This is a genomic window from Blautia sp. ZXY-1-B12, from assembly GCF_056339915.1.
The window spans coordinates 1-21,457 of record NZ_JBWJVP010000275.1 but is presented as its reverse complement, the minus strand read 5'-3'; the positions used below and the strand labels follow the sequence as shown (position 1 = coordinate 21,457).

The window sequence follows — 21,457 nt, the reverse complement described above, 5'->3', positions numbered from 1 at the left end:
TGAGCCGTTTTATGGAGAATGATGCTAAGGAGCAGAAGGAACTGAAGACGAAAGAGATTGAGCACAGTATTATCAAGACGTTCAGAAAGACGGTCTGGAGACCGTTTACCAAGGCTTTGAATCAGTATCAGCTGATTCAGGAGGGAGATAAGATTGCTGTCTGTATTTCAGGTGGTAAGGACTCTATGCTGATGGCGAAGCTGCTTCAGGAGCTGAAGCGTCATGGGAAGATTCATTTTGAACTGGTGTTTCTGGTAATGAATCCGGGCTATAATGCGGATAACTGGAAGATTATTCAGGATAATGCAGAGCTTCTGGGAATTCCTCTTACGGTTTTTGAAAGTGATATTTTTGATACAGTGGCAGAAATTGAGAATAACCCCTGTTACCTGTGTGCGAGAATGAGACGTGGTTATCTGTATTCTCATGCCAAGGAGCTGGGATGTAATAAGATTGCGTTGGGACATCATTTTGATGATGTGATCGAGACGATTCTCATGGGTATGCTGTACAGTGGTAAGGTGGAGACTATGATGCCGAAGCTGCACAGTCAGAATTTTGAGGGGATGGAATTGATCCGCCCTATGTATCTGATCAAGGAATCTGCAATCAAGGCATGGAGAGATACCAATGGACTGCATTTCATTCAGTGTGCATGCCGTTTTACTGAGAACTGTGTAAGCTGTGGAGGCGGACGTGGTTCCAAGCGTGATGAGATGAAAGAGCTGGTTGCGCAGTTTAGAAATACAAGCAGTGTGATCGAGACGAATATCTTTAACAGTGTGCGGGATATTAATCTTCGTACTGTTATGGGATATCATAAAGATGGAGAATACTATAATTTCCTGGATGACTATGATCAGCGTGGAAATAAGGGCGCTGATAAGGAAAAAGAATGATAACAGCAAAATCTTCATTTGTGGAAGAGAAATACACTGCTCAGTATTATAGTGGGAACGGTTGTCTGTATGTTTCTGGTGCAGGTGGTGTTCTAAAAGGAGGAATCCATGACCTTACAGGAGATTCTTGAAAGTGTAAAAAGTGGTTCGGTATCTGTGGAAGAGGCAGAGAGAATCCTTAAGAAAGAAAGTTATGAAGAAATGGGGTATGCGAAGCTGGATACAAGCCGTAAGGCAAGAACCGGTTTCGCAGAAGTAATCTACTGCAGTAATAAGGCAGATGAACATCTTCTGAATATTTTTGAAAGATTATACAGAGAAGACGGCGAGGTATTCGGAACCAGAGCTTCCCAACATCAGTATGAACTGGTGAAGGAGAAGTTTCCGGAAGTAGAATATGATCCCATTTCACGTATTTTAAAGATTGAGAAGAAAGATAAGAAGCGTATTGGCAAGATCGCAGTGTGTTCAGCGGGAACAGCAGATATTCCGGTTGCTGAGGAAGCTGCACAGACAGCGGAATATTTTGGCACAAATGTTGAACGGATTTATGATGTGGGAGTCAGCGGAATGCATCGTTTATTCTCCAGACTGGAGACAATCCAGAGTGCGAACTGTGTAATTGCAGTTGCGGGAATGGAAGGTGCTCTTGCCAGTGTGATGGGCGGTCTGGTGAGCAGACCTGTGATCGCAGTACCGACTTCTGTGGGTTATGGTGCAAGTATGCATGGTCTTTCGGCACTTCTTACTATGATCAATTCCTGTGCGAATGGGATTGCTGTGGTGAATATTGATAACGGCTACGGTGCCGGCTATCTGGCAACACAGATCAACCGTCTGGCAGCAGGTACAGATGAGAAAGGAAATTGATTATGGGGAAAACATTATATCTGGAATGTTATTCAGGGATAAGTGGTGATATGACGGTTGCGGCTCTTCTTGATCTGGGAGCTGACCGCTCAGTGCTGGACAGGGTGCTGAAGAGTCTTAAGGTATCAGGATTTGAGACAAAGATCAGCAGAGTTGTGAAGTCCGGAATAGATGCATGTGATTTTGATGTTGTGCTGGATAAAGAGCATGAAAATCATGACCATGATATGGAATATCTGCATGGACATCATCATGAAGGCCATGAGAGCAATCACGCCCATGGCACAGGAACAGCGCAAGACCATCACCATCACGAACACCGTGGAATAAAAGAAATTACCTATATTATAGAGCATAGCGCAATGAATGAGAATGCAAAGAAGATAGCATTGCGTATATTTGAAATTCTTGCAGAGGCGGAGAGTAAAGCACACAATGTTCCTGTAGATCAGGTGCATTTTCATGAGGTGGGAGCAGTGGACTCTATTGTGGATATTGTGTCTGTGGCAGTCTGCCTGGATAATCTGGATGTTACAGAGGTGATCGTTCCTGTTCTCTGCGAGGGACGTGGAACTGTCCGTTGTCAGCATGGCATCCTGCCAATCCCGGTTCCGGCAGTTGCAAATATAGTAAGTGCCAATCATTTACATCTGAAAATGACAGAGATAGAAGGTGAACTTGTAACGCCTACAGGTGCGGCGATAGTGGCAGCAGTGAAAACAAAAGATAAACTTCCGGAAACATTTGAAATTCAGAAGATTGGAATCGGTGCAGGTAAACGCCAGTATGAATGCCCGGGAATCCTAAGGGCAATGATTATCTCGCAGAGCGCAGAAACAGATGAGGCAAAGGCTCAGTCAGAAGAATTCAAAAACCCGGAAATCAGAAATAATCCGAAGGCTGAAAATCAGGAAACCAAAGATACGATTATCAAGATGGAGACAAACATTGATGACTGCAGTGGAGAAGTTCTGGGATTTGTGATGGAGCGTCTAATGAAAGCCGGTGCCAGAGATGTGCATTATGTGCCTGTTTTTATGAAAAAAAACAGACCTGCATGGGTTCTGAATGTGATCTGTAAGGAAGAAGATATGGAAACGCTTCAGAATATTATTTTTGAAGAAACTACTACGATTGGAATTCGTTATAGCAGAATGGAACGTACGATTCTTCCCAGAGAAACGAGAACCCTTCCGACTCCATGGGGAGAAGTTCAGGTAAAGGTATGCACTTTGAATGGAAAAGAGCAGCTTTATCCGGAATATGAGAGCGTTGCACAGCTGAGCAGAGAAAAAGAGATCCCATTTGCAGAAATTTACCGTTATATTGTTTTGGCAAATAAAGATAAAGAATAACAATGTAAAAGAAAACAGTCACATACTTGAGTGAATATCTCAACATTCATCAGATGTATGTGACTGTTTCTTTTTATTATTTTTATGAGGTGACTTCTGGTTCAGTTCTATCTGCTACCTGGTACTTTTTGCAATTCAGGCAGGGAAAGTTGTCTGATTCGGTTAAATTACAGAGTACTTACACCGTCATCATCATAACGGTCATATTCAGCTCCCTCATATCCGATCATGCGGATAGTAGCAGGATCGATATCCTTTACTGTCTGCGCAACATCAGCAACCGGGATTGCTTTTCCTTTGCGAATAAACAGTGGAACTTCATTCAGGGCAACTTCTACATAGTGGTGGCCTTTTTCAAGAATTTCCTGAGAAATTGTTCCATCCGGCAGGAATTTTACGAACATCATTTCTTCCGGCAGATATACATAGCGGCCTTTTGCATTCTGTGTATAAACAGGTGCGATCATGATTTCGTTTCCGAGAAGAAGCTGATCTTCTACCTGAGTTGCGAATGCATCGTCTGTGTAGTCAAATGCCAGCGGACGGAACATCATGTCGTCGTTTAATGCTGCTTTCATGTATTCACTGTACAGATATGGAATAAGGCGATATCTGACACCGATCACATGGCGGAAGTCTTCGATATTTTCAAACTGGTAAGCTTCCTGTTCTCTGGTTCCCAGAGCGGAGTGGTTTCTCATAAGAGGTGTGAATACACCAAGTGCCAGCCAGCGCAGTACCAGATCACGTGTGGTATCTTCACCGAAACCGCCCAGATCTGCACCTGTGTAAAGGAAACCGCACATATTCAGGGATGGAAGCATCTTTAAGTTCAGAAGGATGTGTGACCACCAGGATTTGTTGTCTCCCATCCAGATTCCACCGTATCTGTGCATTCCCACATAGGAGGAACGGGAGAACATCAGAAAACGTTTGCCAGGTGCGATTTTTTCAAATGCTTCACCTGCTGCACGGGTCATGTTATAGCCAAACAGGTTATGTACTTTGTCGTGGCGGACCTTCTGACCGTTTACATTGTGATAGAAGCGTTTGTAATCTTCCGGATTGTTTGCAAGGGCGTTTACTTTATCACCGAGTGTAAATCCAGGTGCTTCTTCCTTGTCTATGAAGTTGTCTTTGATGTATTCTTTTAATTCAGCAACGCCTTCCGGTGTACAGAACATTGCAGGTTCGTTCATGTCATTCCAGAAACCGTCGATTCCCTTTGAAATGAGACGTTCGTATTTCTGTCCGAACCATGCTCTGGCATCTGCATTCAGGACATCAGGGAAATGAGTCCAACCCGGCCATACAGCGGAAACGAAATCACTGCCGTCTTCACGTTTGCAGAAGTAGTTCTTCTCAACGCCTTCTTCATAAACATCATAGCCAGCTTCTACCTTGACACCTGCATCGATGATCGGGACAAGGTGGATGCCTTTTTCTTTCATTTCATTGACATAGGCCTCAAAGTCAGGAAAGTTTTCCTGATTGACTGTGAAATCTTTGTAGTCTTCCATGTAATCGATATCCATGTATACCATATCGATCGGAATATTGTTTTCGCGATATCCGTCAGCAGCTTTTCTGAAGTCGTCAGCAGTTGTATATCCCCAGCGGCTCTGACCGAAACCAAATGCGAATTTAGGCGGGATATAGCTTCTTCCGATGATTTTACGGAACTGTTTTACGATATCGTAAGGAGTTTCACCCTCGATCACATACAGATAAAGGTCTGCATCCTCACAGGTGATCTTTAACTGGGAAGAGAGTGTGTAACCGATATCAAACTTCAGTTTTCCTGGATAATCAACGAAGAGACCGAAAGTCTGCTTTCCGGAGATTACGAGGAAGTTGTGTGCTCCGTAGAGGGAGATTTTATCTTCTGTATGGTTTGGCTGGTCGGAACAGTTGCTTTCATAAACATATCCACGTTTGTTGATTCCGCGGCTTGATTCGCCCAGACCATAGACAACATCGTTGTCATCCATGTCATAAGTAAAAGAGAAGCCGTTCTCTGTGGAGATAGTTCCGTATGCAGGAGTCCCCTCAGAAGCCGGGATGGAAGTTACGATGGCATCGGTTTCAAACGGGGTTCCGTAAGTATATTTCTGAATCATTTTGTCATATCCTCCTTAGGTTGAAAATAGTCAAGCGGATAAAATCATCCGCTTTGCTATGCGGCGCTACACCGAATAACTGAAACGCTTAAGTACTGTTAGAAAATACATAGGCGTTTTCCTTGATTTCATATTTACAATAATAGAGGTTTGAGTGGGGAAATGCTACTGAAATTATGACAAATTTATACGTTATTTTGACTTTTTAACCGAATCAAGTAAGTCCCCTGCTTCAATTACGAAAAGCAATGAGCAGTGGAGTGGATAATTTTAGCTGCTTGCTCTGGCAACTTGTTGTGCTTTAATGCTTTATCTTAATAGAATTTTTCTGTACATACGGTGAAAAAAGTGCTAAACTGTTATTATTACACGAAAGAAAGGTTTATTTAACATGCTTCAGACAATTGAATCCATCAATAACGTCGTAAATAATTTTATCTGGGGTGTCCCGGCTATGATCTGTATTATCGGCGTAGGGCTTTACCTGAGCCTGCGGACTGGTTTTGTCCAGATCCGCAAATTCCCGTATGCGCTTAAAACCACACTGGGAAGAATTTTTAAGAAAAAAGAAGCCTCTGACGGTTCCATGACACCTTTCCAGGCAGTCTGTACTGCGTTGGCAGGTACAGTAGGTACTGGAAATATCGCCGGTGTTGCCGGAGCTATCGCCATCGGCGGACCCGGAGCTGTATTCTGGATGTGGGTTTCCGCGCTCCTTGGAATGTGCACGAAATTTACAGAGGTTACCCTGGCAGTACATTTCCGTGAGAGAAACAGACATGGGGATTATGTAGGCGGACCTATGTATTATATTAAGAATGGTCTGGGAAAGAACTGGAGATTTCTTGCAGTTCTTTATTCTGCATTCGGCGTACTGACTGTATTTGGAACAGGTAATGCCACTCAGGTAAATACCATTACAACAGCAATTGATACGGCTCTTATTAATTTTAATGTAATCTCAGAGTCTTCCACAGGCAGACTGAATCTGATCCTTGGAATTGTGATTACGCTGCTGGTTGGTATGGTACTGCTGGGTGGTATCAAGCGAATCGGAAGTGTTTCCGAGAAGCTGGTGCCGTTTATGGCATTGTTTTATATTGCACTTGCATTGGGCGTTGTGATCTTAAATATCGGAAGAGTTCCGGCAGTTTTCCATGATATTGTTTATGGAGCCTTTAATCCGTCAGCAGTGACAGGTGGTGTGATCGGAAGCTTTTTCCTCAGTATGAAAAAGGGTGTTTCCAGAGGTATTTTCTCCAATGAAGCCGGACTTGGTACAGGCTCTATCGCTCATGCCTGTGCGGATACAAGCAAACCTGTAAAACAGGGTATGTTTGGTATTTTTGAGGTATTTGCAGATACGATCGTGATCTGTACTCTGACAGCACTTGTGATCCTTGTAAGCGGCGTGCCGGTAAATTACGGTGCAGCGGCAGGTGCAGAACTTACAATTTCCGGATTTACTTCTACATACGGAGGCTGGGTTTCCATCTTTACGGCAGTTGCCATGTGCTGCTTTGCATTCTCAACGATTATCGGATGGGGACTTTACGGAGCTCGCTGCATTGAATTCTTATTCTCTGCAAAAGTTATCCGCCCATTTATGATCGCATATTCATTAGTGGCAATCCTTGGTGCAACTGTAGATCTGGGACTTCTCTGGAGCATTGCTGAGACATTCAACGGTCTCATGGCAATCCCCAACTTAATTGGTGTATTCCTGCTTTCAGGAACCGCCATTACACTTACAAAAGAGTATTTCGCACAGAAGAAATAACAATAATAGCCCGGAGAGTTATTTTTCCGGGCTATTATTTTATGAGAATTGCGGGAGCTGCTTTGCAGCGGAGCAATTCGTAGATATCAAGTTAGGAGCAAAATGCCTTTTGACCCTAACATCATTTTATGAAAAAGGTAAAAGGAGAATAGAGCCATGATTCCAATCGCACATATAGAAAATGATTTTCCGACCAAATTTGGTATTCCCAGGCAGAGTGGACGTGTAGGGGCGCTTAAAGCGAGAATCGTATTCGAACCGGAATATCGTAATGTGGATGCCTGCCGTGGTCTGGAGGAGTTTAGTCATATCTGGCTGATCTGGGAGTTTTCGGAGGCAAAGAGGACAAAGTGGTCACCGACTGTCCGCCCGCCCAGACTTGGGGGAAATGTGAGAAAAGGAGTTTTTGCCACAAGATCTCCCTTTCGTCCCAATTCCATAGGATTATCCTGTGTGAAGCTTGAGAAAGTAGCTCTGGATGAGTCGGACAGCCCTGTACTTTATGTAGAAGGTGCAGATCTGATGAATGGAACACCGATTTTCGATATTAAACCATATATTCCTTATGCGGATTGCCATCCGGAAGCAACAGGAAGTTTTACCGAATATTCCAAAGATCATCATCTGAATGTAGAATTTCCCAAGGAGCTTCTGGAAAGAATACCCAGGGAAAGCAGAGAGGCTCTGATCGCAGTGCTTGCAGATGATCCCCGTCCTGCTTATCAGAATGATCCGGAACGGTCTTACGGAATGCCTTTTGGCGAGAAGGATATTCATTTTCGGGTGGATGGAGATATCCTTCGTGTTTATAATGTGACAGAATTTGTAAAAAAACAGCAGGAATCTTCGGCAGATTGTGGAAAATAACCATTTTCGGATATTTCTGTAAGAAAGGCTTGCAAAATTGGTGTTTATTCAATACAATATTAAACAGACTTTATGTTGGTAGAGTGACAAAGACTGATGGGAGATCGGTCTGAAAATATTTAGTGACATATGAGGAGCAGGAAAAATGAAGAAAATTGTTAAATTCGGAGGAAGTTCTCTGGCAAATGCAGAACAGTTTCAGAAAGTAGGGGAGATCATCAGAAGTGATGAGAGCAGACGTTATGTGGTTCCGTCCGCTCCCGGAAAGAGATTTGACGGAGATACAAAGGTTACAGATTTACTTTATAAATGTTATAATACTGCAGTTGAAGGGGAAGATTTCATCCCGATTCTGCAGGAGATCAAGGGAAGATATTATGAGATTATCCGCGGACTGAACCTTGATCTTTCTCTGGAAGATGAATTTGCTCAGATCGAAGCTGATTTCAAGGCACAGGCAGGCACAGACTATGCAGCATCCAGAGGAGAATTTCTCAATGGTAAGGTGATGGCAGCATATCTGGGTTATGAATTTGTTGATGCAGCAGATGTGATCCGTTTTGATAAGAACGGAAATCTGGATGCCGAGAAGACAGACAGACTTCTGTCCAAAAAGCTGGCAAAATGTGAACATGCCGTTATCCCTGGATTTTATGGCGCTGGTGAAGATGGAAAAGTTAAAACTTTCTCCAGAGGAGGTTCTGATGTAACCGGTTCTCTTGTGGCGAAGGCTATCAAGGCAGACCTTTATGAAAACTGGACAGATGTTTCCGGCTTCCTGGTAACAGACCCACGTATTGTTAAAAATCCGGAAGTGATCGAGAGCATTACCTATAGAGAACTCAGAGAGCTTTCTTATATGGGTGCAACTGTTCTTCATGAAGATGCGATCTTCCCGGTTCGTAAAGAGGGAATTCCGATCAATATCAAAAACACAAACAGACCGGAAGACAAGGGTACTTTTATTGTTGAGAGCACATGCAAGAAACCGAAATTTACAATCACAGGTATTGCAGGTAAGAAGGGATTCTGTTCTATCAATATTGAGAAATCCATGATGAACAGTGAGGTTGGTTTCGGACGTAAGGTACTTCAGGTATTCGAAGATCAGGGAATCAGCTTTGAGCATGTTCCATCAGGAATCGATACAATGACTGTATATGTACATCAGGATGAATTCGAAGAAAAGGAACAGCAGGTAATTGCCGGAATTCATCGTGCAGTACAGCCGGATTTCGTAGAAATGGAATCTGACCTTGCACTGATCGCTGTTGTAGGACGTGGTATGAAATCCACCAGAGGTACAGCAGGAAGAATCTTCTCAGCACTTGCCCATGCAAATGTAAATGTGAAGATGATCGACCAGGGTTCCAGTGAGCTGAATATCATTATCGGTGTGGAGAACAGAGATTTTGAAACTGCGGTAAAGGCAATTTATGATATCTTTGTAATTACCCAGATCTAATTGAGAATTGCAGGAGCTCCTTCACAGCGGAGCAATTTGTGGATATGATGTTTACCAATCATAGGATAAATAAAATAATGGACCGTCAGAAATCAGCATAGAGATTTCTGGCGGCTTTTTATATTATAGGAAATTACTCTGTAATGTTCCTATAACATAAAAAAGCCCTCCGGGCAGGATCGCACTGCGACGGAGCGGAATTATGTCGCTGAAGCGACCTGTTGCAGGCGGAGAATCCTGCAAGCAGGATTCTTTCTTGAATTCAGGAGTTTTTACATGATGATGAATTCTGTGTTATAATGAACGGACGATGTTGGGTAACTATTTGGTAGCTATTGTTGCGTGAGGTGTTTTGATATGGATAAGCCGGTGGTTCGTATTTCCGTCAGAAATCTGGTGGAGTTTATATTAAGAAGCGGGGATCTTGACAACCGGGGAGGATCTTCTGACAGAGAAGCAATGCAGAAGGGCAGCAGACTGCACAGAAAAATACAGGGCAGGATGGGAAGCCATTACAGAGCGGAGGTCTCTCTTAAATATAAAACAGAATATGAAGATGTAAGTATCCAGGTAGAGGGCAGAGCTGACGGAATCTTCACAGAGGATGGACAGTGCTGGATCGATGAAATTAAGGGTGTTTATGCAGATGTCAGTCAGTTGGAAAAGCCTGTGGAGGTTCACCGTGCACAGGCAATGTGTTATGCCTGGATCTACGCACAGGAGCAAAAAACGGAGAAGATCGGAGTGCAGATGACATATGGGAATCTGGACACAGAGGAGCTTAAGTTTTTCAGAGAAGAATATACGCTGGAAGAACTCAGACTGTGGTACCAGAATCTTTTGGACAGGTATCATAAATGGATCGCATACCAGCTTGCATGGAAAAAAGAACGGAATGCGTCCATGAGTGATCTGGAGTTCCCTTTTGAATATCGTGAGGGACAGCGAAAAATCGTATCCGGTGTATATCACACTATATCCACAGAAAGACAGATTTTTGTCCAGGCACCTACAGGAGTAGGAAAGACCATGTCCACGATCTTTCCTGCAGTGAGAGCAGTTGGTGCAGGGCTGGGGGAAAATATTTTCTATCTTACAGCAAAGACCATTACCAGGACTGTGGCTGAAGAAGCTTTCTCCATATTAAAGGAGCATGGACTGAAATTTAAAGTGATAACCATTACCGCGAAGGAAAAGCTGTGCTTCTGCGATAAAACAGAATGCAATCCTGAGAACTGTCTGTGGGCGAGAGGACATCTGGACAGAGTGAATGATGCTGTTTTTGAACTGTGGACCACGCAGGACAGCTATGACAGGGATACTCTGCTGGAATATGCGAAGAAATGGCAGGTGTGTCCCTTTGAAATGTGCCTGGATCTGGCAGTCTGGGTGGACGCTGTGATCTGTGATTATAATTATGTATTTGATCCCAATGTTTATCTGAAAAGATTTTTCGGGGAGGGTACTTCCGGAGAATACATTTTTCTGATTGATGAAGCTCACAATCTGGTGGACAGGGGAAGGGAAATGTACAGTGCTCATGTGGACAGAGCGGATGTACTGGAGGCGAAGAGACTGGCCGGGGATTACAGTAAAGGTCTGGTGCGAGCACTGGAAAAAGTGAACAGACAGCTTCGAATTCTGGAAAAGGAGTGTACAGAGTATGAAATCCTGCCAAATCCCGGAGCAGTTTCCCTGGGAATGCTTCAGGTGATGGGGGAGATGGACAAGCTTCTGGAGGAACTTCATGGAAAGGAACTTCCGGAGCAGTTGCTGGAATTTTACTTCTGTGTGAGAGATTTCCTGAACATTGATGAACTTCTGGATGAAAATTATGTGGTTTATACAGAAATGGGAGAAGGGGGAAAGGTGATTCTGCGGCTTTTCTGTGTAAATCCTGCAGCAAATATTCATAGATGTCTGGAAAAGGGAAAAAGTGCGGTTTTCTTTTCTGCGACTCTGCTTCCCATGGATTATTACCGTACACTTTTAAGCACCAGAAAGGATGACTATGGGATTTATGTGACTTCTCCTTTCAGGCAGGAGAACAGGTGCATTCTCACAGGACGGGATGTGAGCAGCAGGTATACCAGAAGAGGATATGAGGAATATCACAGGATCGCATCTTACATTGCCAGAACTGTATGGACAAGAAAAGGAAATTATATGGTATTCTTTCCTTCTTATAAATTTATGGAAGATGTTCTGGAGGTGTATGAGAATGAGTTTTCAGCGGAATGGGTTCGCTGTATTTCGCAGACATCGGGAATGAATGAGAGGGAGAAAGAGGAATTTCTGGAGGAATTTTCTGCATCAGAGGGAACACTGGTGGGATTTTGCGTAATGGGCGGGATTTTTTCAGAGGGGATTGACTTGATGGGAGAGAAGCTGATCGGAGCGATCATTATAGGAACCGGTCTTCCTCAGATCGGAACAGAAAGGGAAATCCTCAGACAGTATTATGATAAAAAAGGTGTGAACGGATTTGATTATGCATACAGATATCCGGGGATGAATAAGGTGCTGCAGTCAGCCGGGCGTGTGATCAGAACCCAGGAGGACACAGGGATCATACTTCTGCTGGACGAGAGATTTGCAGGGAAAGATTACAGGAATCTATTTCCTGCTGAGTGGTCTGACAGGGGAAACTGTACTTTAAATACTGTGGAAGAACAGCTGGGAAGCTTCTGGAAGAGGATCAGAGAAAAGAACTGAACTGAACACTGATACTGAGATTCTGGTCTTTGCTGGAAAAAAGATAAAAATCTTGCTATCCTGAATAAAACAATATATACTTTGCTTACTGTGAATGGGATGTGAAAAGAAACCGTAAAAGGAGTTTTGCATGAGAAAAAATAGACAAACAGCGAAATATTATATTAAAAGTTATATCATAGCCGGAAGTCTGGCCGGAGCCATTTCCATGGCACTGGTTTTGCCGGTTCCTGTTATGGCTGCACAGCAGAGTCTTGCATCTGTCACCGGGCAGGCACAGATTCAGCCAATGGGAGACGGAAGCGGGAAATATATGATGAAGAGTGACGGATTTTACTGTCTGGATGTGAATGGCGCCGGAAGTACCCAGGCGGAGATCCATTATTTTCAGGATTATGAGATAGACGGAACTGTATTTGACGGATATTATTACCATGATACAGATGGGAAATTCAAAGCCTGCAGTCCTCATATGGAGCATCTGAAAGGTGTTGCAGTGTTTGGGGATAAGACAGATGAGGAAGCTGATACACAGAATGCCCAGGAGGCAGAGAAATTTGACGGATATTACTTTGTGAACAATCTGGGGCGTCTGTCAGCAGCACCGCAGGTAAGGTATATTGACAATCTGGCAATAGACGGGATTACTCTGAACGGATATTATTATTTTGATGAAAATGGCAGACTGGTAACCGAGCCTGGCATCCATTCACTTGAGATGGACTGTTATGAAATGAATTTTGACGGGAGCTATTATTTTGGCGGTACAAATGGCGCCCTGCTTCAGGAAAGCACAGTGACGGATGATGGTTTTATTGTGGATGATACGGGAAAGATCGTGAATATGGATGATCTTGGGATGGATAATCTGAAGCCTCAGCTTGAGAAGATGCTGTCCGGATATCAGGGAACCTGGAGTGTTTATGTGAAAGACCTTAATGAAGAAAAGGAAATCCTGATCAATGATACTTCCCTTTATTCTGCAAGTCTGATCAAAGCCTTTGTAATGGCAAAGACATATGAGGACATGGAGCAGGTAAAGGCAGATGAGGCAAAGAAATTAAATACTGCAGATACAAAAACTGTAGATGTAAAATTAAATGACCTGCTGTGGAATATGATCACAGTCAGTGACAATGAATCCTGCAATGAACTGGTGAAGCTTCAGACAGATTCCCTTGATTTCAAAAAAGGTGCGGAGGATATTAACAAATATCTGGAAAAAGAGGGCTATACAGAGACAAGTGTGCAGCACACCCTCCATCCTGCAGCATCCGCACAGGAGAGTCTGGGTGGCAGAAACATGACTTCTGTAAAAGATTGCGGCACTCTGCTTGAAAAAATCTACAAGGGGGAATGTGTCAGCAAAGATGCATCAGAAGAAATGTTAAATCTTCTGTCAAATCAGGAAAACACCTGGAAAATCCCCCAGGGACTTCCGGATGGAATAAAATCTGCCAACAAGACCGGCGAGACAGATCAGGATCAGCACGATATCGCAATTGTCTATGGCGAAAAGACAACTTATATCCTATGTGTGATGTCTGAAAACTGCCCGGAGAGTACGGCGGTGACGAACATACAGAATATTTCAAAGATTGTATATAATTATTTGAACCTGTAGCCGCCAGACCTGCGCGGAATGATTGATTTTTATAGGAAAATCATGTATAATACCAACGAACTATGCCTATAGAAAAAAAGTTTAACCGAATCAGGTTGTGAAACAACTATTCAATTATGAGCAGATAGTCAAACGGATGATTTTATCCGCTTGATTCAGGAAAGTCAGGAGGAAGAATTTAAATGCGAGTTGATGCGGACGATTTTGCCCGACCTTGCAGCTGCGGCAGGGAACACCAGATTGCAGTGAAAGAGATTTTGATAGAAGCCGGAGCTGTAGAGAAGCTTGAAGAAGAGATGTCAGAGGGAATGCTCAGAGAGTACATATCCCCGCTGGTCATCTGCGATACCAATACCTATGCAGCAACAGAGGAACTTATGGAGGATATCTATGACAGGTGCCAGGTACTTGTTCTGGATGCAGAGGGACTTCAGGCAGACCGGCATGCAATAAAAATTGTGGAGAACAACATGGAAGAGGACATTGACCTGATCCTTGCAGTAGGAGCAGGCACGATCCATGATATCAGCCGTTATATTGCACATAATTACAAAGTACCTTTCATTTCAGTGCCTACCGCAGCAAGTGGAGATGGATTTGTAACAACAGTAGCAGCAATGACCCTGGATGGAGTAAAGAAGACTGTGCCTTCAGTAGCTCCGATCTGTGTATATGCAGATACAGATATTTTTTCAAAAGCACCACAGCGCCTGACTGCAGCCGGGATTTCAGATCTGATGGCGAAATACATCTGTCTTGCAGACTGGAAGATCGCGAACCTGGTCACCGGAGAGTATTTTTGCCGCGAAACTGTAAAGTTGGAAGAGAAAGCGTTAAAAACTGTGAAATCTTCGATTCAGGATATTACAGAGGGAGAGGAAGATGAATGCGAACAGCTTATGTATGCATTGATTCTTTCCGGACTTGCAATGCAGATGATTGGTAATTCAAGGCCTGCGTCCTGTGCAGAGCACCAGGTCACACATCTGTGGGATATGGAAGTGATCAATGGTCCGCTGGATGCACTCCACGGAGAGAAGGTTTCTGTAGCAGCACTTCTTGTACTGGAAGAATACAAGCGTATCGCTGCAGCCATCACACAGGGACGATGTCACGCAAAACCCTATGAGAATGAGGACGAGGAGCTTCTGAAAGAAACTTTTGGAAAAAAAGGACTTCTGGAAGAAATAAGAAAAGAAAACGAGCCGGAATTGTTAGAAACTATTTCACCCCAGCATCTGGAAAAATGCCTGAACGGGATAGAGGAGATTATTGATGAGCTTCCCAGTGAACAGACTATGTTCCGTTTGCTGGAGAAAGCCGGATGCGCGAAAACCGTTTATGATATCGGACTCGATGAATCGGCTGTTTTGCCAAGCCTCAGACTTGCTCCTTATACAAGGAGACGGTTAAGCTTATTGAGAATCAGCAAGATGCTGGATATAAGAGGAGAATGATTATGCGTGTTGGAATGGGATATGATGTACACAGGCTGACCGAAGGCAGAGATCTGATCCTGGGTGGTGTGAAGATAGACTGGGAGAAAGGTCTCCTGGGACATTCAGATGCAGATGTACTGATCCATGCAGTTATGGATGCACTTCTGGGAGCAGCAGCACTGGGCGATATCGGAAAACATTTTCCTGATACAGACCCTGCATATAAAGGGATTTCCAGTATTCTGCTGCTGGAGCATGTGACGAAGCTTTTGAGAGAACACCACTATGAGATCGGAAATATAGATGCAACGATCATTGCACAGAAACCAAAGATGGCACCTCATATTCCACAGATGAGAGCCAATATGGCGAAAGCAATGGGAATCAATGAGTCTCAGCTGAACATTAAGGCCACTACAGAGGAAAAACTGGGATTTACGGGAAGAGAAGAAGGAATTGCGTCTCAGGCAATCTGTCTTCTTAATGAAAGAAAAGAGAGTTAATGATAGAGAAAACTGGAGGAATAGAACATGAAACTTTTTAACACACTGACACGTAGAAAAGAAGAATTCGTACCTCTCGAAGAGGGAAAAGTTCGTATGTATGTCTGCGGTCCGACTGTATACAACCTGATCCATATCGGAAATGCACGTCCGATGATCATTTTCGATACCGTACGCCGATATATGGAATACAAAGGCTACGAAGTGAATTTTGTATCCAACTTTACAGACGTTGATGACAAGATTATTAAGAAGGCTATCGAAGAAGGTGTAAGTGCGCAGGAGATTTCCGAGCGCTATATTGCTGAATGCAGAAAAGATATGGACGGCATGAATGTGAAGCCTGCAACAACTAATCCGCAGGCAACACAGGAAATCGACGGAATGATCAGTATGATCCAGACTCTGGTTGATAAGGGATATGCTTATCCGGCAGCAGACGGTACTGTTTATTTCAGAGTTAAGAAGTTCAAAGAATATGGCAAACTTTCGCACAAGAACCTGGATGATCTGCAGTCCGGCTTCCGTTCTCTGCAGGTATCCGGTGAAGACCAGAAAGAAGATTCACTGGATTTTGTTCTCTGGAAACCGAAGAAAGAGGGAGAACCATCCTGGCCTTCACCATGGTGTGATGGACGTCCGGGATGGCATATTGAGTGTTCTGTTATGGCGAAAAAATACCTTGGTGATGAGATTGATATCCATGCAGGCGGAGAAGACCTGATCTTTCCTCACCATGAGAACGAGATCGCACAGAGTGAATGCTGCAACGACAAAATCTTTGCAAAATACTGGATGCACAATGCATTCTTAAATATTGATAACAGAAAAATGTCCAAGTCTCTTGGAAACTTCCGTACTGTTCGTGAAATCAGTGAACAGTATGACCTGCAGGTGCTTCGTTTCTTCATGCTGAACGCCCATTACAGAAGTCCGCTGAATTTCAGCGCAGATCTGATGGAAGCTGCAAAGAATGCATTAGAACGTATCACAGATGCAGCAGCAAACTTAAAGGACAGAAAAGCAGCAGCACAGACAGAAACTGCAACAGATGCAGAGAAAGAACTGCTTGCACAGGCACAGGAATTCGTAAAGAAATTTGAAGAAGCTATGGATGATGATTTCAACACAGCAGATGCACTGGCAGCAATTTTTGAACTGGTTAAATTTGCAAATACAAATGTATCAGAGGCAAGTTCCGCAGAATTTGCAGGAGCACTTCTTGACACAATGGTGAAATTATGCGATGTACTTGGTCTGAAGGCTGTGAAAACAGAAGAAATCCTTGATAAAGAAATCGAAGACCTGATCGCAGAGCGTCAGGAAGCAAGAAAAGCAAAGAATTTCGCAAGAGCAGATGAGATCAGAGATGAGCTTCTGGCTAAGGGAATCATCCTTAAGGATACCCGCGAGGGAGTAAAATGGAAGCGAGCTTGAATAATATGAGTGAGACAAACGGGCTTAATGAAGAGAGTTTAAGTAGTTTGAAAGGTTTGCTTAATCAGGTATTTCATTTGGAGGATAAAGACTTACGAACCTATTCTCCGCTGACATTGGCGTATATCGGAGATGGCGTCTATGAACTGGTGATCCGCACGATCCTTGTAAAAAAAGGCAACTGTCCGGTAAACCAGCTTCACAGAAAAGCCAGCAGTCTGGTTAAGGCAGGAACTCAGTCTTCCATGATGGAAGTGATTGAGCCCATGCTTACAGAGGAGGAACACAGCGTTTACAGAAGAGGAAGGAATGCTCATTCTCCTACAATGGCCAAACATGCAACTATGGCAGACTACCGCAGGGCAACAGGGTTTGAAGCTCTGATGGGCTATTTATATTTAAAAGATGATTTCAGCAGGATCATAGAACTGGTCCGTGTAGGGATCGGAGAGGATAAGATATGAGTGAACAGATAGAAGGACGCAATGCGGTTCTGGAAGCCTTTCGTTCCGGCAAATGTGTAGATAAGCTTTTTATCCTGGACGGATGCCAGGACGGACCGGTCCGCACTATTGCCAGAGAGGCAAGAAAAAAAGATACGATTATTAATTATGTGGCAAAAGAACGTCTGGATCAGTTAAGCGAGACAGGCGCACATCAGGGCGTGATCGCTCAGGTGGCAGCCTATGAATATGCAAGTGTAGAAGATATTCTTGCGAAGGCAAAGGAAAAAGGAGAAGATCCCTTTATCTTTATCCTGGATAATATTGAGGATCCTCATAATCTTGGTGCGATCATCCGTACAGCAAACCTTGCAGGTGCACATGGGGTGATTATTCCCAAGAGAAGAGCAGTTGGACTGACTTCCACAGTTGCCAAGACTTCAGCAGGTGCATTAAACTATACACCTGTTGCAAAAGTTACCAATCTGGGACATACCATCGATGAACTGAAAGAACAGGGCATGTGGTTTGTATGTGCAGATATGGGCGGTGAAACCATGTACAATCTTAACCTGACAGGTCCGATCGGCGTAGTGATCGGCAATGAAGGTGAAGGTGTAAGCAGACTGATCCGTGAGAAGTGTGATTTCGTGGCATCTATTCCTATGAAGGGTGACATTGATTCCCTCAATGCATCTGTGGCAGCCGGAGTACTTGGATATGAGATTGTACGTCAGAGACTGCAGAAGAAATAAGTTTATCTCAGTCTGAGATAAAGGCTTCGTGAGGATGTGCAGCGATTATTAAGAGGAATTTTTGCAGCAGAAAATTATTCCACAATATTGTTATGCTATAAGAAGCCCTCTGGGCGAATGATAGAGATTTTCAGAAAACGGAAGGGTTAAATTGATGAAACAGTATGACGGAATTAAAGATGAAGAATTAATTTCCCGTTTCAAAAACGGGGAATCAGAAATCCTCGACTATCTGATGGAAAAATACAAGAACATGGTCCGCAAGAAAGCAAGGACCATGTTCCTGATAGGCGGGGAGAACGATGACCTGATACAGGAAGGCATGATCGGACTGTTTAAGGCAGTCCGCGATTACCAGCCGGACAGGGATGCTGCATTCCAGACCTTTGCCAGTATATGTGTGGACAGACAGATCTACAACGCCATCCAGAGTTCCAACAGGCAGAAGCACCAGCCGCTGAATTCCTATATTTCCCTCAGCGAACAGGATGGGGAAAATGAAGAACATCTTGGAGATAACTGGGGAGAGAACCCGGAGTCTATCATTATTGACCAAGAGAATGTCCAGGATCTGGAGCAGGAGATAACAGCAACGTTAAGTCCAATGGAGAACCAGGTTCTTGAATATTATCTGGCAGGAAACGGATACGGAGAGATTGCCTGGATCATGGGAAAAACACCCAAATCCATAGATAATGCATTACAGCGTATCCGAACCAAGATCAGAGAGCAGTTGGAGCAATATCAAAAATAGAAAGATATCTGTATAAAACCCAAAAATAAAAATCAAAAAGTTAAAAATAGGGATTGACAATACAAACAAGTTCTGGTAGTATATTTAAATGTGAGCGGTAAATCCGACACAATGCTGATGTGGCTCAGAGGTAGAGCACTTCCTTGGTAAGGAAGGGGTCACGGGTTCAATTCCCGTCATCAGCTTGCTAAGAATGGCTTATTTACTGGGTTTGTGAGGTGCCAGTAAATCAAAGTTACTCAAAAAGTTACTCAAGATAATCAGGACATAGGTTCTGATTATTTTTTTTGTGCAATTTGCAGTTCCGGGATACTGCTCAGAATTGCAGTTTTTGTACTGAGACTCTTCCTATTCCTGAAGATGATTTTAGGATGATATACTCGAATAAACCCAGTATTATTTTATAAACTTCTAAGAACTGTTTGTACTTCCAGAATGACAAGAGATATGTTATACTTACAGTGTTGTCCAACCGATACCCGGCAACGGGAGGAGGTGAAGTCTATATGGAGAATCTTGCTGTTTCTTTTCTTGTCACCTTTATGGCAAGCATAGCTGCCTATTATGTTTGCAAATGGTTAGACGGAGATAAGTAGGGCAACACTAACCTGGCAGTTTCTTGTCTGCCATAAAAAATAAGAAGAAGCCCCCAGTATTCGCACTACTGAGGGCTTCATTCTTTTTGTCTACATGGACTTGCTATTTCTTTTCGCCTACTGGCATTATAGCATATGCAGATCAGGAAATCAATATGCAAGTGATTCTGAAACATTCTGAAACAAATAAAAAGAGTAAACTATTTCCTTGGTTTATGCCTTATTTTTCGTTAATATTCACCAATGTCGAACAGCTCGTCAAAGGTTATCTTCAGATTCGGAAACATAACCAGATGTAAATCTTCTTTATTCTGGGCTGTGACAGTCTTATAAAGATACGGATAACCAGTGCCATCTTCTTTGAAATCGAAGAGATAAATCTCTACAGATTTTTTTCTCCAGTCAACGATCCAATACTCAGAGACACCGACCTTGCAATAAATATCCATCTTTTCATGTCGATCATATTCTTCTGTGGCATTGGACAAAACTTCCATCACAAAGCGGGGAATGCCAGTGAAAGAAATGTTCTTACGGTCTCTCAGGTTACAGATGATTGATACGTCAGGAATGATTACTTTATCATCATTTTCACGCCATTCATACTGAACACCATCACCAAAGACACGACATAAGCTGTCTTTGATTTGGCTGCCGATCTTGATAACAAAGTTATTGATAACCATAGAATGTTCCAGGTAAGTTTTACTTAAATCTTCAATTGGTAGTGCATTACTCATATTGCCGCACCTCCTTGATATGTTGATATAATTATAATATTTTGCAAGATGTTAGTCAAGGATATGAGCTGCTGAAAGAGAGTGCAGATGAAGTCTGAGAGTTACTGTTCACACACCACTGTCCCGCGAGGTGTTTTGGCATGAATATGCAAAATCCCGAGACATACAAGCCAAAATTCCATTGCCGCAGGCAATCTGGAATGAATTTTGGCTACGTTACTGTGAACGGAGTGAACAGTAACGTCTGAGAAATATAAGGCCTGTCACTGTTGTGTAAACGGTTGACAGATGGAATTTCCAATGATAATATAAATTCATTCGACATAAAAAATATTCAGTTGTATTTTTTATATATAGATGTGTGAAAAAACAGTATAAAATACGACAACAGGAGGGAAGAAGATGGAGAACGAAACAGTTTCCAAAAATTTTATTGAGAATATCATTGATAAAGATTTAGCAGAGGGTGTTTATGACACCGTGCATACACGTTTCCCACCGGAACCGAATGGATATCTTCATATCGGTCATGCGAAATCTATTCTTTTAAACTATGGTCTTGCACAGGAATATAACGGCAAGTTCAACATGCGTTTTGATGATACAAACCCGACCAAAGAAAAGAGTGAGTTTGTAGAATCCATCAAGGCAGATATCAAATGGCTTGGTGCAGACTGGGAAGACAGACTGTTTTTTGCATCTGACTATTTCGGACAGATGTATGAAGCTGCTGTAAAGCTGATCCAGAAAGGCAAAGCCTATGTATGTGACCTGACAGCAGATCAGATCCGTGAATATCGTGGAACTCTTACAGAGCCGGGTAAAGAAAGTCCATACAGAAACAGAAGTGTAGAAGAGAACCTGCAGCTTTTTGAAGAGATGAAAGAAGGTAAATATGCAGACGGAGAGAAAGTGCTTCGTGCCAAGATTGATATGGCATCTCCGAACATGAATATGCGCGACCCGGTTATCTATCGTGTTGCTCATATGACTCACCACAGAACAGGTGATACATGGTGCATCTATCCAATGTATGATTTCGCCCATCCCATCGAGGATGCCATTGAGGGAATCACACATTCCATCTGTACTCTG

Annotated in this window: 18 protein-coding genes and 1 tRNA gene; 17 read left to right on the top strand and 2 right to left on the bottom strand. The window is 43.1% G+C overall.

What is annotated here, in order from left to right:
• From AC075L_RS19515 to larC, 4 genes are all read left to right on the top strand, one after another.
• Positions 1 to 899: tRNA 2-thiocytidine biosynthesis TtcA family protein (locus AC075L_RS19515; RefSeq protein WP_476388050.1), on the top strand; the 899-nt coding region annotated here is incomplete at its 5' end.
• Positions 896 to 1,030, top strand: a complete 135-nt coding sequence (locus tag AC075L_RS19510; RefSeq protein WP_022380740.1) for a hypothetical protein — start codon at positions 896 to 898, stop codon at positions 1,028 to 1,030. The genes AC075L_RS19515 and AC075L_RS19510, both read left to right, overlap by 4 nt.
• On the top strand, positions 1,008 to 1,769 hold the full coding sequence (larB, locus tag AC075L_RS19505; protein ID WP_173681548.1) for a nickel pincer cofactor biosynthesis protein LarB: 762 nt from the start codon (positions 1,008 to 1,010) through the stop codon (positions 1,767 to 1,769). The genes AC075L_RS19510 and larB overlap by 23 nt, the downstream gene beginning before the upstream one ends.
• Positions 1,770 to 1,771: 2 nt before the next feature.
• Positions 1,772 to 3,124, top strand: coding sequence for a nickel pincer cofactor biosynthesis protein LarC (gene larC, locus AC075L_RS19500; RefSeq protein ID WP_476388049.1), 1,353 nt, complete (start codon positions 1,772 to 1,774; stop codon positions 3,122 to 3,124).
• Between the two features lie 167 nt (positions 3,125 to 3,291).
• Here the strand turns inward: larC and AC075L_RS19495 are convergent, their stop codons facing one another.
• Positions 3,292 to 5,244, bottom strand: a complete 1,953-nt coding sequence (locus AC075L_RS19495; RefSeq protein WP_347457113.1) for a glycoside hydrolase family 31 protein — start codon at positions 5,242 to 5,244, stop codon at positions 3,292 to 3,294.
• A gap of 391 nt (positions 5,245 to 5,635) precedes the next feature.
• Between AC075L_RS19495 and AC075L_RS19490 the strand changes: the two genes are divergently transcribed.
• The 12 genes from AC075L_RS19490 (at position 5,636) to AC075L_RS19435 (ending at position 19,211) form a co-directional block, all read left to right on the top strand.
• The gene (locus AC075L_RS19490) at positions 5,636 to 7,024 is read left to right on the top strand and encodes an alanine/glycine:cation symporter family protein (protein ID WP_287637872.1); all 1,389 of its coding nucleotides are present in this window, start codon (positions 5,636 to 5,638) and stop codon (positions 7,022 to 7,024) included.
• Between the two features lie 156 nt (positions 7,025 to 7,180).
• On the top strand, positions 7,181 to 7,891 hold the full coding sequence (tsaA, locus tag AC075L_RS19485; protein ID WP_173705210.1) for a tRNA (N6-threonylcarbamoyladenosine(37)-N6)-methyltransferase TrmO: 711 nt from the start codon (positions 7,181 to 7,183) through the stop codon (positions 7,889 to 7,891).
• 145 nt (positions 7,892 to 8,036) lie between these two features.
• Positions 8,037 to 9,356 carry an aspartate kinase gene (locus AC075L_RS19480; RefSeq protein ID WP_008705535.1) on the top strand — a complete coding sequence of 440 codons (1,320 nt, stop codon included), beginning with the start codon at positions 8,037 to 8,039 and terminating at the stop codon, positions 9,354 to 9,356.
• 357 nt (positions 9,357 to 9,713) lie between these two features.
• Positions 9,714 to 12,071, top strand: coding sequence for an ATP-dependent DNA helicase (locus AC075L_RS19475; protein ID WP_476388048.1), 2,358 nt, complete (start codon positions 9,714 to 9,716; stop codon positions 12,069 to 12,071).
• 130 nt (positions 12,072 to 12,201) lie between these two features.
• The gene (locus AC075L_RS19470; protein WP_476388047.1) at positions 12,202 to 13,695 is read left to right on the top strand and encodes a serine hydrolase; all 1,494 of its coding nucleotides are present in this window, start codon (positions 12,202 to 12,204) and stop codon (positions 13,693 to 13,695) included.
• A 182-nt stretch (positions 13,696 to 13,877) separates the two neighbouring features.
• Positions 13,878 to 15,152, top strand: coding sequence for a sn-glycerol-1-phosphate dehydrogenase (locus AC075L_RS19465; protein WP_177961717.1), 1,275 nt, complete (start codon positions 13,878 to 13,880; stop codon positions 15,150 to 15,152).
• Between the two features lie 2 nt (positions 15,153 to 15,154).
• A complete protein-coding gene (gene ispF / locus AC075L_RS19460; RefSeq protein ID WP_118409590.1) occupies positions 15,155 to 15,637 on the top strand; it encodes a 2-C-methyl-D-erythritol 2,4-cyclodiphosphate synthase in 483 nt (160 codons plus the stop codon).
• A 27-nt stretch (positions 15,638 to 15,664) separates the two neighbouring features.
• Positions 15,665 to 17,074, top strand: a complete 1,410-nt coding sequence (gene cysS / locus AC075L_RS19455; protein ID WP_476388046.1) for a cysteine--tRNA ligase — start codon at positions 15,665 to 15,667, stop codon at positions 17,072 to 17,074.
• The gene (locus AC075L_RS19450; RefSeq protein WP_476388045.1) at positions 17,059 to 17,538 is read left to right on the top strand and encodes a Mini-ribonuclease 3; all 480 of its coding nucleotides are present in this window, start codon (positions 17,059 to 17,061) and stop codon (positions 17,536 to 17,538) included. Before cysS ends, AC075L_RS19450 begins: the two co-directional genes overlap by 16 nt.
• Positions 17,535 to 18,272, top strand: a complete 738-nt coding sequence (rlmB, locus tag AC075L_RS19445) for a 23S rRNA (guanosine(2251)-2'-O)-methyltransferase RlmB (RefSeq protein ID WP_019161073.1) — start codon at positions 17,535 to 17,537, stop codon at positions 18,270 to 18,272. Before AC075L_RS19450 ends, rlmB begins: the two co-directional genes overlap by 4 nt.
• Positions 18,273 to 18,426: 154 nt before the next feature.
• A complete protein-coding gene (sigH, locus tag AC075L_RS19440) occupies positions 18,427 to 19,026 on the top strand; it encodes an RNA polymerase sporulation sigma factor SigH (protein ID WP_118330051.1) in 600 nt (199 codons plus the stop codon).
• A 113-nt stretch (positions 19,027 to 19,139) separates the two neighbouring features.
• Positions 19,140 to 19,211, top strand: a tRNA-Thr gene (locus AC075L_RS19435).
• Positions 19,212 to 19,852: 641 nt separating this feature from the next.
• On the opposite strand, the gene AC075L_RS19430 is transcribed toward AC075L_RS19435, so the two are convergent.
• Positions 19,853 to 20,362 (bottom strand): Uma2 family endonuclease, encoded by a 510-nt coding sequence (locus tag AC075L_RS19430; RefSeq protein ID WP_118330050.1) that lies wholly within the window; start codon positions 20,360 to 20,362, stop codon positions 19,853 to 19,855.
• Positions 20,363 to 20,764: 402 nt separating this feature from the next.
• Here AC075L_RS19430 and AC075L_RS19425 point away from each other — a divergent pair.
• The coding region (locus AC075L_RS19425) for a glutamate--tRNA ligase family protein (RefSeq protein ID WP_476388044.1) at positions 20,765 to 21,457 on the top strand (693 nt) is incomplete at its 3' end.